Source organism: Klebsiella oxytoca NBRC 105695, from assembly GCF_001598695.1.
Lineage (GTDB): Bacteria > Pseudomonadota > Gammaproteobacteria > Enterobacterales > Enterobacteriaceae > Klebsiella > Klebsiella oxytoca.
Map to the genome: position 1 here is coordinate 116,626 of NZ_BCZK01000012.1, position 12,812 is coordinate 129,437.

13 protein-coding genes are annotated in these 12,812 nt (G+C 58.4%); 5 read left to right on the forward strand and 8 right to left on the reverse strand.

Going from position 1 to position 12,812, the window contains the following annotated elements; translation table 11 throughout:
• Window positions 1–3: 3 nt before the first annotated feature.
• Window positions 4–1,026: a zinc-binding alcohol dehydrogenase family protein gene (locus tag KO1_RS20020; protein ID WP_004110354.1), complete on the reverse strand. Its 1,023-nt coding sequence runs from the start codon at window positions 1,024–1,026 to the stop codon at window positions 4–6.
• Between the two features lie 139 nt (window positions 1,027–1,165).
• Between KO1_RS20020 and KO1_RS20025 the strand changes: the two genes are divergently transcribed.
• Both KO1_RS20025 and KO1_RS20030 read left to right on the forward strand, forming a co-directional pair.
• Complete coding sequence (locus tag KO1_RS20025; protein WP_004108518.1) at window positions 1,166–2,080, forward strand: GntR family transcriptional regulator; 915 nt, start codon at window positions 1,166–1,168, stop codon at window positions 2,078–2,080.
• A 178-nt stretch (window positions 2,081–2,258) separates the two neighbouring features.
• A complete protein-coding gene (locus KO1_RS20030; protein ID WP_004108520.1) occupies window positions 2,259–3,620 on the forward strand; it encodes an MFS transporter in 1,362 nt (453 codons plus the stop codon).
• Window positions 3,621–3,623: 3 nt separating this feature from the next.
• On the opposite strand, the gene KO1_RS20035 is transcribed toward KO1_RS20030, so the two are convergent.
• The gene (locus tag KO1_RS20035) at window positions 3,624–4,460 is read right to left on the reverse strand and encodes a GNAT family N-acetyltransferase (protein ID WP_064407092.1); all 837 of its coding nucleotides are present in this window, start codon (window positions 4,458–4,460) and stop codon (window positions 3,624–3,626) included.
• A gap of 32 nt (window positions 4,461–4,492) precedes the next feature.
• Between KO1_RS20035 and KO1_RS20040 the strand changes: the two genes are divergently transcribed.
• Together KO1_RS20040 and KO1_RS20045 are read left to right on the forward strand one after the other, a co-directional pair.
• Window positions 4,493–5,026, forward strand: a complete 534-nt coding sequence (locus KO1_RS20040; protein WP_004110351.1) for a GNAT family N-acetyltransferase — start codon at window positions 4,493–4,495, stop codon at window positions 5,024–5,026.
• Between the two features lie 70 nt (window positions 5,027–5,096).
• Complete coding sequence (locus tag KO1_RS20045; protein ID WP_024273690.1) at window positions 5,097–5,960, forward strand: MurR/RpiR family transcriptional regulator; 864 nt, start codon at window positions 5,097–5,099, stop codon at window positions 5,958–5,960.
• Here the strand turns inward: KO1_RS20045 and KO1_RS20050 are convergent.
• From KO1_RS20050 to KO1_RS20070, 5 genes are all read right to left on the reverse strand, one after another.
• Window positions 5,957–6,559, reverse strand: coding sequence for a 2-dehydro-3-deoxy-6-phosphogalactonate aldolase (locus tag KO1_RS20050; protein ID WP_024273689.1), 603 nt, complete (start codon window positions 6,557–6,559; stop codon window positions 5,957–5,959). The genes KO1_RS20045 and KO1_RS20050 overlap by 4 nt on opposite strands.
• Entirely contained in the window at window positions 6,546–7,418 is an 873-nt protein-coding gene (locus KO1_RS20055) for a 2-dehydro-3-deoxygalactonokinase (protein ID WP_047720382.1), read from the reverse strand. The genes KO1_RS20050 and KO1_RS20055 overlap by 14 nt, the downstream gene beginning before the upstream one ends.
• Window positions 7,415–8,899 (reverse strand): sodium:solute symporter family protein, encoded by a 1,485-nt coding sequence (locus tag KO1_RS20060; protein ID WP_016809286.1) that lies wholly within the window; start codon window positions 8,897–8,899, stop codon window positions 7,415–7,417. Before KO1_RS20060 ends, KO1_RS20055 begins: the two co-directional genes overlap by 4 nt.
• 103 nt (window positions 8,900–9,002) lie before the next feature.
• Window positions 9,003–9,395, reverse strand: a complete 393-nt coding sequence (locus KO1_RS20065; RefSeq protein ID WP_004108533.1) for a RidA family protein — start codon at window positions 9,393–9,395, stop codon at window positions 9,003–9,005.
• Window positions 9,396–9,405: 10 nt separating this feature from the next.
• Complete coding sequence (locus tag KO1_RS20070) at window positions 9,406–10,845, reverse strand: N-acyl-D-amino-acid deacylase family protein (RefSeq protein ID WP_004108536.1); 1,440 nt, start codon at window positions 10,843–10,845, stop codon at window positions 9,406–9,408.
• 201 nt (window positions 10,846–11,046) lie between these two features.
• Between KO1_RS20070 and KO1_RS20075 the strand changes: the two genes are divergently transcribed.
• Window positions 11,047–12,261 carry an amino acid deaminase gene (locus tag KO1_RS20075; protein ID WP_004108538.1) on the forward strand — a complete coding sequence of 405 codons (1,215 nt, stop codon included), beginning with the start codon at window positions 11,047–11,049 and terminating at the stop codon, window positions 12,259–12,261.
• 118 nt (window positions 12,262–12,379) lie between these two features.
• Here the strand turns inward: KO1_RS20075 and hpaR are convergent, their stop codons facing one another.
• Window positions 12,380–12,811 carry a homoprotocatechuate degradation operon regulator HpaR gene (hpaR, locus tag KO1_RS20080; RefSeq protein WP_004108539.1) on the reverse strand — a complete coding sequence of 144 codons (432 nt, stop codon included), beginning with the start codon at window positions 12,809–12,811 and terminating at the stop codon, window positions 12,380–12,382.
• Window position 12,812 lies beyond the last annotated feature (1 nt).

Genomic DNA, 12,812 nt, shown 5'->3' on the forward strand with positions numbered 1-12,812 from the left:
CTGCTAAAAATGAATGACGCCTTTAATAAGCTGGCGATTGTTAATCACTTCGCTTTCGTAAATCTCGGCCAGCGACCTGAAATCGTAACGGTGGGTCAGCATCATTCTGGCGGTCACTTTTCCCTCAGCCATTAGACGTCCGACTTTGGCGAAATCCTCTTCCGTCGCATTACGGCTGCCCATCATGGTTGTCTCTTTCTTATGAAACTCCGGGTCCGGGAACTGCAGTTCACCTTTAAACAGGCCAACAAAAATGATGCTGCCGCCGTGACGGATTAAATTCACCGTGTTGTTCATCGCCTGCTGATTCCCCGTGGCATCGATCACCTTCTGCGCCAGCGAACCACCAAACATGTCACACAGCTGCTCGGTGAATTGCGGGTCAGAAGGGTCGAGCGTGGCCAGACCAAGGTGCTGCGCCACATGGTCGCGCCGCGCCGGGCTGGTATCCGCCACCACCACCTGCGCCCCGTCGGCTTTAGCGATAGCCGCCGCCCCGAGACCAATGGGTCCCGCACCGACCACCAGCACCTGCTCTCCCGGCTGGATAGCGGCGCGACGCACCGCGTGGGCGCTGATGGCGAAAGGCTCAATCAGCGCTGCGGCTTCCGGCTCGACGTCATCCACCACCAGCAGATTTTTTACCGGCACGCAGAGGTACTCGCTAAACCCGCCGTCCCGATGCACGCCGATCACCGAAATTTTCTCGCAGCAATTAGTCCTGCCGCTCAAACAGGCCGGACACTGACGGCAGGCAACGTAAGGTATGACGACTACCTGCTGTCCGCTTTTCAAGTTAAGAATATTTTTACCGAGACCGATAATCTCGCCGCATATTTCATGTCCGAGCACGCGTGGATAACTAAAAAAAGGTTGATTCCCTCCCCAGGCGTGAATATCCGTACCACAAATCCCCACCGTTTTTATTTTAATGAGCACTTCATCATCACCGGGAATGGGAATCTGGCGTTTTTCCCAGCGCAATATTTTAGGTTCCTGACAAACTAATGTATTCATCGACGTCATAATAATTGCCTCCGTATTTGTTGGCTTAGATATCGATGAAAAACAGAGGTGAGAATAAATTCATTGCAAAAATTGTGAAATCTCACGCACAAAACTGTTTTAAATCCGGCTTTAATAGCTAAAAAAATGGAGATGTATAATGAGCCGCTCGCAAAACCTTCGTCACAACGTCATTAACCAGGTCATTAACGATATGGCGCGCGGCTTTCTTCCGTCGCCGCTGCCCTCACAAAGTGCGCTGGCGGAGATGTACAACATCAGCCGCACCACCGTGCGCCATATCCTCAGCCACCTGTGCGAGCGGGGCGTATTGCGTCAGAACGCTCGGGATTATCAGATCCTTCGCCAGCCGGAGATGCAGGACGGCTTCGATGGCTCCAGCGCCTCGCTGGCCGAGCAGAACCGTCTCTTTGAGCAGGCGTTTTTCACCATGATTAACCAGCGCCAGCTGCGCGCCGGAGAGATGTTTTCCGAGCTGCAGCTGGCGCGTGCTGCCGGCGTCAGTCCGGTCGTAGTGAGGGAATTTCTGTTGAAATTCAGCCGCTACAACCTGATTGAAAGCGAAAAGCGCGGCCAGTGGAACATGAAGAAATTTGAGCAATCCTGGGCTGAGCAGCTGTTCGAGCTGCGGGAAATGCTGGAAACCCACGCGCTTCAGCATTTTCTCAATCTCCCGGACAACGACGCCCGCTGGCTGCAGGCGAAAACTCTGCTTGAGCGCCATCGCGCACTGCGTGACAGCATCGGCGACAGCTTTCGTATGTTTTCCCAGCTCGATCGCGACTTTCACTCGCTGCTCCTGTCCGCGGCTGAGAATATATTTTTCAATCAATCGCTTGAGATTATTTCCGTGATTTTCCACTTTCACTATCAGTGGGATGAGAGTGACCTTAAACAGCGTAATATCATCGCCATTGATGAACATATGACCATCCTGAGCGCGCTTATCTGCCGCAGCGATCTGGACGCCAATCTGGCGCTGCGTAACCACCTGAACTCGGCGAAGCAATCGATGATTAACTCGCTCAGGCAGAGCGAATCCCTGGCTCATTAAGTACCGATTAAAAACAGAAAATGATTATCAGCAGCACAGTTCTCAAAACATAATCCAGTGCCAGAAAAAAGGTTATTTATGCTGAAAACAAGTCGACTTACTTTACTGTGAAATAGGTGGGTGGGTTTAAACCATTCGATGTCACTTGTCGTTCAAATAGAATAACCAGGAGTCAGGCGTGGAATCACGAAATATAACTATCGACCCGCAGACAACCTTTGATAAAGGAAAGGCGGAGACTGCCAGCGTTCCGTTAAATAATACGTTAACGCGCAGCGCGCGCATTAAAAAAATTCAGACAACGGCAATGATCCTGTTATTTCTGGCGGCGGTGATTAACTACCTCGACAGAAGTTCATTGTCCGTCGCGAACTTAACGATTCGCGAAGAGCTGGGGCTCAGCGCCACCGAAATCGGCGCATTGCTGTCCGTTTTCTCGTTGGCCTACGGCATCGCCCAGCTCCCCTGCGGGCCGCTGCTGGACCGTAAAGGCCCGCGCATCATGCTGGGGCTGGGCATGTTTTTCTGGTCGCTGTTCCAGGCGGTCTCCGGGATGGTGCATAGCTTTACCCAGTTCGTGCTGGTGCGTATCGGCATGGGGATCGGCGAAGCGCCGATGAACCCGTGCGGCGTCAAGGTGATCAACGACTGGTTTAATATTAAAGAGCGCGGCCGCCCGATGGGCTTCTTTAACGCCGCCTCGACGATTGGCGTCGCGATCAGCCCGCCGATCCTTGCCGCGATGATGCTGATGATGGGCTGGCGCTGGATGTTCATTACCATCGGCGTGCTGGGGATCTTCGTCGCTATCGGCTGGTATATGCTCTATCGCAACCGGGAGGATGTCCCCCTCACCGCCGATGAGCAGGCCTACCTTAATGCCGGAAGCGTCAACGTTCGCCGCGACCCGCTGAGCTTTGCCGAATGGCGCAGCCTGTTTAAAAACAAAACCATGTGGGGAATGATGCTGGGCTTCAGCGGCATCAACTATACCGCCTGGCTGTATCTGGCCTGGCTGCCGGGCTACCTGCAAACGGCGTATAACCTCGATCTGAAAAGTACCGGGTTTATGGCCGCCATTCCTTTTCTGTTCGGCGCCGCCGGTATGCTCATCAACGGTTACGTTACCGACTGGCTGGTTAAAGGCGGCATGGCGCCGATCAAAAGCCGTAAAATTTGTATTATTGCCGGGATGTTCTGCTCCGCCGCGTTTACGCTGATCGTGCCGCATGCCACCACCTCTATCGCTGCAGTGCTGTTAATTGGCATGGCGCTGTTCTGCATCCACTTTGCCGGTACTTCCTGCTGGGGATTGATTCACGTCGCGGTGGCATCAAGAATGACCGCGTCCGTCGGCAGCATCCAGAACTTCGCCAGCTTTATCTGCGCCTCCTTCGCGCCGGTAGTGACCGGGTTTATTGTCGATACCACCCACTCATTCCAGCTGGCGCTGGTGATCTGCGGCTGCGTCACCGCCCTCGGCGCGCTGGCCTATATCTTCCTGGTCCGTCAGCCGATTAGCGACCCGCGTAACGGCTGAATCTTAACGCCCTGCTGATGGCAGGGCGCTCAGCGTTGCGCTCATTTCATACTGTTTTAATACCCCAGGCGTATAGCCGGCGGTCTGGAACAGGGGCGTAAAGCGTTCCGGGATGGTCACCGAGGTCCCGAGCCCTGGAAACTGTCGGGCAAGCGCCATCAGCATTTCCCGCCCTAGCCCGCGCCCGCGTGCGGCGGGCTCGACCCATAAAAACTGCAGCTGCGGCCTGCTGGATAAGGTCGCCAGCACGGCGAAAGCCTGCTGATGGAGGCTCAGCGCCCGGCACGGCAGGGTGCTGAAGGTGAGCGGGTCCATCAGCCACGGCAGCTGGCCATTAAGCTCGGCGCCGGCCCTGCGCGTCAGCGCCAGCACGTCATACTCCTGCAATACGGATGACTCCTCGCTCGCGGTCTGCGCGCTCAGATAGCCGCACAGCCCGTGCCGCACCTCGAAGCCCAGCGAGTGATACAGCGCTACCGCCGCGTGGTTATCGCGAATAACCTCCAGCCACATCCGCCGTACGCCCTGCTCGCGCAATGCATCCAGCAGCGACCCCATCAGCCGGCGTCCGACGCCCTTTCCGCGATACGCGGGTCGCATCGCAAATGCCGCCAGCCTGGCTTCATCGCCGCGCCGGGCGACAACGGCCATCGCCGCAGGGACATCACCATCCAGCCAGACGCAGGAATCCAGCAGGCTCAGCCCTTCGGCGCTAAAACGCTCGACAAAAACCTCTACCGACAGCGTGACGGGAACCAGGTAATCTTCGAAACAGTCGCAAAGGATCGTCGTCAGCTGCGCGACGCTAAACTGAGTGGCGGAAACGGCGGTAAGCTCCATACATTTCTCCCGGAGGCTGCTATGCTGAGGTGATGAAAACTAACACTATAACCGCCGCCGCGACGTTACGCCTGACTGAGGAGAGAGACATCCCTCTTCTGCCCGCCATTGAGCGCTCGGCGGCCCAGGCTTTTCGCCAGATTCCGGCGCTGGCCTGGCTGGCGGAAAGCGAAGTGATAAGCCCCGAGCGCCACCGCCTGTTCCTTGAAACTGACCACAGCCTGCTGGCCGTGGCCGATGACCAACCGATAGGCTTCCTGCTGAGCGAACCGCTGGATGATGCGCTGTTTATCGTCGAGATCGCCGTTCATCAGGCATGGCAGGGGCGAGGCATTGGCCGCATGATGCTGGAGCAGGTCATTGAGACAGCCCGCCAGGCGGCTTATCCGGCGGTCACGCTCACCACCTTCCGCGATGTGCCCTGGAACGCGCCGTTTTACACGCGACTGGGGTTTTCAATGTTAAGTGAGCGAAGACTACTGGCGGGACTGGCGGCGAAAAGGGAGCTGGAAACGGAACACGGTCTGCCGCCGGAGACGCGCTGCGCCATGCGCCTAACGCTGTAGCCTCCGGCGCTGATTTCAGCGGCGGAATATGGTACAAAGTATCATTGATAACTTACCTGTTGATACCCGTATGTCCTGGTCAATCGATATCATTTCCTGCATAACCGATCGCTTTGTGGAACTCACGGCGACCGAAAAGCGCATCGCGCAGTTCATTCTCGATGATGTCGCGGCGGCGGCGGAGCTGCCCATCGCGGAGATGGCGCGTCTGACCCACACCAGCCAGGCCTCCGTTACCCGCTTTGCCCGGGCGCTCGGCTGTAAAGACGTCCGCGAGCTGAAGATGAGGCTCGCGCAATCTCTGGCGGTCGGACAGCGATTTATCCTCGATGTCCCGGACCTTGAGGGCGTACAGGGGATCTACGAGTCGATCATCGGCGTGCTGGAAACCAACCGCCGGGCGCTGGACATTGAAGCGCTGAAGCGTGCGGTGAGCTGGCTGAGCGACGCGCGGCAGATCCTGGCGCTCGGGATGGGCGGCGGCTCTACCATCTGCGCTCAGGAGATCCAGTATCGCCTGTTTCGCCTCGGCCTCCCGGTTGTCAGCCAGAACGACGGTCTGCTGGTGCGCATGATGAGCTCGGCGGTGACGCCAAAGGATGTGGTTATCGTGCTGTCGTTGGGCGGCTATACCCAGGAAATCATCGAGAGCGCGGCGATTGCCAGGCAGTACGGCGCAAAGGTCATTGCCATCACCCCCGGCGGAACGCCGCTGGCGGAGCAGGCGGATCTGGTGCTGCCGCTGCTGGTGCGCGAAAACGACTACATTTTCAAGCCCAGCACTTCACGCTATGCGATGCTGGCGATGGTTGACGTGCTGGCCACCGAACTGGCGATGGCCAACAAAACTCAGGCAAAAGGCAGATTGCGCCGGATTAAGCTGGCGCTCGACAGCCACCGCGGCGGCGTCGATCGCCAGCCGCTGGGCGATTAACCGCAGCGGGCGGCGGCGATAAACCTCTCCGCCTGCTGACGGGTACGTTCCACGGCCTGCCCGGCGCGATACAGATCGCTTCCCAGGCCAGCGCCGGCGCACCCGGCCTCTACCCAGCTTGCCAGATTCTCCGGCGTCACGCCGCCGACCGCCAGCACCGGCACCTCCGACGGCAGCACCGCTTTCAGCGCCCGAATGTAGTCCGGGCCAAAAGTGGAAGACGGGAAAATTTTCAACCACTGCGCCCCGGCATCCAGCGCGTTAAACGCCTCGGTCGCGGTGGCGCACCCGGCGCAAACCCGCATTCCGCGCGCCACCGCCCGGCGGATCGTCGTCGGCTCAGTATTCGGCGTCACGATAAGCTTCGCTCCGGTATCGGCCAGAAAATCGACCTGTTCCACCTTAAGTACCGTTCCCGCGCCAATCACCGCCTGCTCGCCAAAGCGCGCGACCATCTGCGGAATACTCTGCTGCCAGTCCGGCGAATTGAGCGGAATTTCGATATAGCGAAATCCTGCCTCTATCAGCGTCTCAATATGCTCCGCTGCCTCAGCGGGGCGAATACCGCGTAAAATCGCCACCAGTTTAATCTTGTCCATGCATTATCCTCGCCATGCCGCTCAGCAGCGCCTCATCGCCGCTGCAGCTGTTAACCGTCATTCCGCGCGCCTTCATCGCCCGACTGTAGCGGGCATTCAGCGCCGGGTCGCCAACCAGCGTGACGCCAGAGGTACGGTAACGCTCCCCCAGGGTCGCCACTTCCGCGCCAATCAGCAGCCCGGAGAGATAGTCGCTGACCGAGGTCGCGGCCAGGCCTCCCAGCACCCGGGCGGCCCTGGCGACAAACAGTTCGCTAATCAGCGACGGCTGCGCCAGTCCTTTTTCCAGCCCCCGTTCAAACGCCGTCTCGTCCGGCTGCTGGACCGGCAGCCCTTTGCCGATCAGCGATTGCGTCATCAGCAGATGATGCAGTTCACCGGTCATCGCCGTGGCAAAATGACGCACCGCGCCGTTCGCCACCTGTACCCATTTGCAGTGGGTGCCCGGCAGCACGTAACACTCCGCCGGCGCCAGCTGCCAGGCCCCCAGCAGCTGCGTCTCTTCGCCGCGCATCACGTTGAAATCCCCGTCCTGTTCAATCTTGAGGCCGGGAATAATCCACACGCCTTCAGCAACGGCGCATAGCTGCTGCCCTGGCGCGTCGATCGCTGCCGGACAGTCCAGATACGGCACCGCTTGCCAGCCCGCATCGCTGCCGATCATCCCGGCCATCAGCACCGGCAGCGCCTCCGCGCCGCGCCAGGGGGCCAAATGCTCCGCGAATACGTCGGCAGGCGCTCGTCCGTTCAGGCGGGTGATACCCAGCGGCAGCTGCTTTGTTTCGACGCACTGGCCATTGCGAATCAGCCAGCCGCGCAGCTGGGTAGAGCCCCAGTCGACGGCAATATAGTCCTTCATTGTGCTTCTCCTGAGACCTGCACCGTCGTCTTCGCCGGCATCGCCTGCCCTTCACGCTCCTGCGTGATCATTTCCAGCGCCTGCTCACGGCTAACTTTGCTGGCTGGCGTCAATAGGGTGACAAAAATCGCGAAAACAAAGCTGCCGACGACCGACGGAATGCACGGGTTCCCCCAGTAAGCCAGCCAGTCGGCTTTCATCAGAACCACAAGAGAAACCAGCATGCCGCTCAGCAGCGCGGTAAACGCGCCCTGCCAGTTGAAGCGCAGCCAGAAGCGGCCGAGAATCGAACAGACGAACAGACCGGACATCAGCATGGAGATCATTTTGGTGATATAGCTGATGATATCGTTCGAGGTCAGGGCGAAAATCATCGCCAGGCCGATAACGAACGCCAGCATCCAGCGGGAGAGCGTTATCGCTTTATCCGCCGGGGGCATTTTCCCGGTGATGAGGGTATAAACATCACGCATCATGATGGCCACGGCGGCTATCGCGTCAGAGCTGGCCGAGGACATGGTGGCCGAAAGCCCGGCAATCAGCACCACCAGCCCGAGGATCGCCGGTAAGAAGCTGGTGGCGAACAGGAAGGCGTAATTACTGTTCTCGAGATTGGGGTTCATGGTCCATGCCGCCATGCCGATAATCGCCGGCAGCACCGAGAAAAACAGATACAGCACGCCGGTATAGACAAACGAGCGGCGCACCGAAGAGACATCTTTCCCCGAGTAAATACGCTGGCGATAGGAAGGGGTCGCCAGCACGCCGACGCCGATGACCATCGCCAGCGATAGCGCCGGAATGGCCCCCAGCTTATCGACCGCAAACAGGCTCATCGCCTTGGGATCCATCGCCTGGACGATGGCATCCCATCCCCCGACGTGAACCACCGCCAGAATAGCCATCAGGATAAAACCGAAAAACAGAATTAATGCCTGAATGGTATCCGTCCACACCACCGCAGAATAACCGCCGATGATGACGTAAATCGCAAAGGCCAGAGCGATAATAATTTTCGCTAGCGTCAGATTTATTCCCGTCGCCCAGGATAAATACATGCTGCCGCCAAGAATATGCGCCCCCAGCCAGCCAATAGAGGCCACAAATATCATTATGCCGACGATATTTTTAATTAAATGACTACCGCCGGTATAATAAGAGAGCTCTTCGCTCATGGTCATAAAGCGCAGCTTGCGCACCGGGGCGAACAGCCAGGCCACCAGCAAAATACCGATGGCCCCGCCCACGCCGTACAGCATCCCGGCCCAGCCGTTGCTGTAGCCGAAGCCAACAGCGCCCATGCTTGAACCGGTGCCCACCATGGTCGCCACGGTAGAGCCCAGGGTCAGAAACAGCGGTAAGGAACGGCCACCGAGTAAAAAATCTTCTCCGCTTTTTTGATTACGCGACACGTACCAGCCAAGCCAAATCATGGCCAGCGCGTAAATAATAAAGCCGACTAAAAAGATATGACTATTCATAATTCACATCCTGCCAGTTGAGTAGGTAAAAGGTAAAAGGCTACGAAGCGCTGAATGAATTCAGCGCTCAAAAATCCTGTTTATATTTCTGGTTAATAAATTTTTATACGCGAGCCGCGTTATAACAGGTCACATCCACTTCAACTTTACAATCCACTACCAGGTCCGCTACGCAGCAGATACGGGCAGGCGGATTGTCGCCAAAGAACTCGCGGAATACTTTATTGAAAGACTGAAAATAGCGCGCATCGGTGAGGATCACCTTGACGTGCACCACGTCGGCCAGGGTGTAGCCCGCTTCGGTCATGATATCCACACAGTTCTGAATCGCCAGACGCGCCTGGTCAACGATGCCCCCTTCCACCACTTCACCCTCCTTCATCGGCGTCTGGCCGGAAACGTACAGCCAGCCCCCCGCCTCCACCGCGCGCGCGAACGGCAGATGCTGCCCACCGGTCCCGGTACCGCCCTCAACGCCATAACGTTTAATGCTCATTTTTCTCTCCTTAGTTCATTCGGCGGCGCAGGAAACGCCCTGCGCGCCCGGTAATCTTTTTATCGCTGCCGTAGCTCATCACGCCGTTAACCATCACTGCCTCGATACCGTCCGCCGGTTGTTTCGGATCGGAGAAGCTGGCGACATCGCGCACCGTCTGCGGATCAAACAGCACCAGATCGGCAAAATAGCCCACTTTCACCAGCCCACGCTCTGCCAGCTGGAAACGCGCCGCCGACAGACCGGTCATTTTGTGGATAGCGGTGGTCAGCGGAAACAGCCGTTCATCTCGGCAGTAGTGGCCCAGGACCCGCGGAAACGCGCCCCATAGCCGCGGGTGCGGCATCGGGTCGTTCGGCAGACCGTCTGAGCCGATCATGGTCACCGGATAACGCAGTACCCGCCGCACGTCCTGCTCGTCCATGTTGTAGTAGATGGCGCCTGCAGGCATCAGCCGCGCCGCCGCCTCGTGCAGGCTAACCTGCCAGCCGTCAGCAATCTGCTGCAGGGTTTTTCCGGCCTGCTCGGGCTGCGCCTCCGACCAGGTAATGACGATATCGAACTCATCGGTGACCTGCTTCATATCCAGCGTCGACGAGCTGGCAGAATAGGGGTAGCAGTCGCAGGCGATCTCCTGGCGCTGGCGCATCTCATCGAAGAAAGCCAGCGTCTCCTTCGTGCGACCCCAGTTTTTCGCGCCGGCGCACTTATGGTGCGATACCACCACCGGTACGTTACCGTGGCGGCCAATGCGGAACGCCTCGTCGAGCGCCTCCAGAATCGGTTCGAACTCCGAACGCAGGTGGGTAGTATAAATTCCCCCTTCTGCCGCCAGCTCCTCGGCCAGCGCCATCACCTCTTCAGTAGTGGACTGAAACGCGCTGGCGTAGGCCAGCCCGCTACTCAGCCCCAGCGCGCCCTGACGCAGCGCGTCGCGCAGCTGCACCCGCATTCCGGCAATCTCGATCTCCGTCGCCGGGCGGAACAGATCGTCCATATGGTTATTACGCAGCGCGGTATGGCCAATCAGCGTGCCGACGTTTAATGACGGCTTCGCCGCCGCCACCGCGTGGGCATAAGCGTCAACAGTGGGATAAACAAAGTGCTCCGCCTCACCCAGAAGATTCATCGGGTCCGGTACGCCGTCGCGCATGGTCGCCGTCGCCGCGCTGATCCCGCAGTTGCCGACAATCACCGTCGTCACCCCCTGGCTCAGCTTCGGTAAATACTCCGGCATACGGATGACGTTGATATCATCATGGGTATGCACATCGATAAATCCGGGAGCCAGCACGCGCCCCTGCCCGTCAATCACCTGCTCCGCCGCCAGGTTCAGCGCCGGGGCCATATCCACAATTCGATCGCCCTTCACCGCCACGTCGCCGCGAAACTGTGGTCCGCCGCTGCCGTCAATGACCGTGACGTTTTTGAAAAGCCAGTTAACTTTCATCGCAATTACTCCCTTTCAACTCTGCCGACAAGTAAACCATTTACAAGGCGGAAAAACAGTGGAAAACTACGCAAAAACCAGATCAAATTGTGATACTTTTATTCACAAACGACATAAACAAATTATATATTCTATATATTTCAATTAATTAAATTTGATACTTAGCTTTAATCCGATCTTAAACCCTAAAAGGATAGTGTTATGAAATACCATTCCGATACGCTTATTCCGCACAAAGCCGCCATAATGTCCGCACCGGCCAATCTGCTGGCGGAGGAGGTTTGCCTTCCGGCCGCGCTGCTGAAAAAAACGGCGCTGGAAAATAACATCGCCTGGATGCAGCGTTACGCCGACGCGCGCGGCGTCTCGCTGGCCCCGCACGGTAAAACAACGATGACGCCGTGGATTTTTCAGGCGCAGCAGCGGGCGGGCGCATGGGGAATCGGCGTGGGCAGCGCCTGGCAGGCCAGCGCGGCGATGGCCAGCGGCGTTGAGCGCGTCCTGATGGTCAATCAGCTGGTCGGCAGGGCGAATATGCAGGCGGTATCGCGCCTGAAAGCGCATTACCGTACGGCGGAGTTTATCTGCTGCATCGATAGCCTTGCCAACGCCCGCGCGCTGTCGACTTTCTTCGACGAACGGCGGCAAACGCTGGACGTGCTGATTGAACTGGGCGTGGCCGGTGGGCGCTGCGGCTGCCGCAGCGTTGAGGATGCGCTGGCGCTGGCGCAGGCTGCGGCGGAACTTCCGGGCCTCAGGCTGCGCGGTCTCGAACTGTATGAAGGGGTGTTACACGGCGACGATCCGCAGCCGCAGGTGGAGGCTCTGCTGCGCCAGGCCGCCGGTTTGGCCTGCCGGATGGAACATCTGGTTGAGGGGGAGTTTGTGCTGACCGGAGCCGGTACCGTCTGGTACGACGTGGTGTGCAATATCTGGCTGGCGGCGAAGAAACCGGCGCGCTGCCGAATCGTTATCCGCCCCGGGTGCTATATCACCCACGACCGCGGGATCTACGATATCGCGCAGAAAGCACTGGTGGCCCGCGATCCGATCGCCTGCGATCTGGGCGGTGATTTAACCTCAGCGCTGGAGCTGATGGCGATGGTCCAGTCGGTGCCAGAAGCCGATCGCGCGGTGGTGAACTTCGGCAAGCGCGACTGCGCCTTTGACGCCGGCCTGCCGCAGCCTGTGGCCCGCTATCGCAACGGCGCGCAGCTATCCGCGGAGGGGATCGAGAGCGTGGGGATTATGGACCAGCACTGTATGCTGCGCCTCGCGCCCGGCAGCGACGTGCAGGTCGGCGATATTCTGGTGTTCGGTACCTCGCATCCGTGCCTGACGTTTGATAAATGGAAAACCCTGCTGCTGGTGGACGAGCAGTATAACGTGCTGGAAGAGCTCGATACCTTGTTCTGAAGGACGCTTTCTCCCGGAGGCGGCGCGCTGCGCCTGTCCGGGCTACCGTGCTGTGAACCCGTAGCCCGGACAGGTGCGCCAGCACCGCCTCCGGGATGTTTTTCGCGCGGACAATGTATTATTCCTCTCCCTGCGCTCCATTCCCCAGGGCGATAAACTCCTCCAGCAGCGCGGTAAGCTGACGCATTTTTTCGACGGTAAATTGGGCTTCGATCTGACGATAGGCCTCTTCCACCTGGGCCTGGGCGCTTTCATAAAGCGTCGAACCCGCCGGCGTCAGCGAAACGTAGAGCTTGCGCTGGTCATTTACCGGTTTTAAACGCAGCACCAGGCCGTCGCGTTCCATACGGGTCAGGATGCCGGTCAGGCTCGGACGTAAAATACAGGCGCGAAAGGCCAGATCGTGAAAATCCATCGACGGATGTTCGGCGAGGATACGCACGATACGCCACTGCTGCTCGGTCAGATTGTGGCGTTTAACGATGGGCCGAAAGTGGGCCATCGCCGCTTCCCGCGCCTGCAGCAGCGCGATAGTTAACGAATCATGCATC

What these genes read in the sequence shown, in the direction of transcription:
- KO1_RS20020 (WP_004110354.1), bottom strand. Translation starts at nt 1,026, where the DNA reads ATGACGTCGATGAATACATTAGTTTGTCAGGAACCTAAAATATTGCGC.
- KO1_RS20025 (WP_004108518.1), top strand. Translation starts at nt 1,166, where the DNA reads ATGAGCCGCTCGCAAAACCTTCGTCACAACGTCATTAACCAGGTCATT.
- KO1_RS20035 (WP_064407092.1), bottom strand. Translation starts at nt 4,460, where the DNA reads ATGGAGCTTACCGCCGTTTCCGCCACTCAGTTTAGCGTCGCGCAGCTG.
- KO1_RS20040 (WP_004110351.1), top strand. Translation starts at nt 4,493, where the DNA reads ATGAAAACTAACACTATAACCGCCGCCGCGACGTTACGCCTGACTGAG.
- KO1_RS20045 (WP_024273690.1), top strand. Translation starts at nt 5,097, where the DNA reads ATGTCCTGGTCAATCGATATCATTTCCTGCATAACCGATCGCTTTGTG.
- KO1_RS20050 (WP_024273689.1), bottom strand. Translation starts at nt 6,559, where the DNA reads ATGGACAAGATTAAACTGGTGGCGATTTTACGCGGTATTCGCCCCGCT.
- KO1_RS20055 (WP_047720382.1), bottom strand. Translation starts at nt 7,418, where the DNA reads ATGAAGGACTATATTGCCGTCGACTGGGGCTCTACCCAGCTGCGCGGC.
- KO1_RS20060 (WP_016809286.1), bottom strand. Translation starts at nt 8,899, where the DNA reads ATGAATAGTCATATCTTTTTAGTCGGCTTTATTATTTACGCGCTGGCC.
- KO1_RS20065 (WP_004108533.1), bottom strand. Translation starts at nt 9,395, where the DNA reads ATGAGCATTAAACGTTATGGCGTTGAGGGCGGTACCGGGACCGGTGGG.
- KO1_RS20070 (WP_004108536.1), bottom strand. Translation starts at nt 10,845, where the DNA reads ATGAAAGTTAACTGGCTTTTCAAAAACGTCACGGTCATTGACGGCAGC.
- KO1_RS20075 (WP_004108538.1), top strand. Translation starts at nt 11,047, where the DNA reads ATGAAATACCATTCCGATACGCTTATTCCGCACAAAGCCGCCATAATG.
- hpaR (WP_004108539.1), bottom strand. Translation starts at nt 12,811, where the DNA reads ATGCATGATTCGTTAACTATCGCGCTGCTGCAGGCGCGGGAAGCGGCG.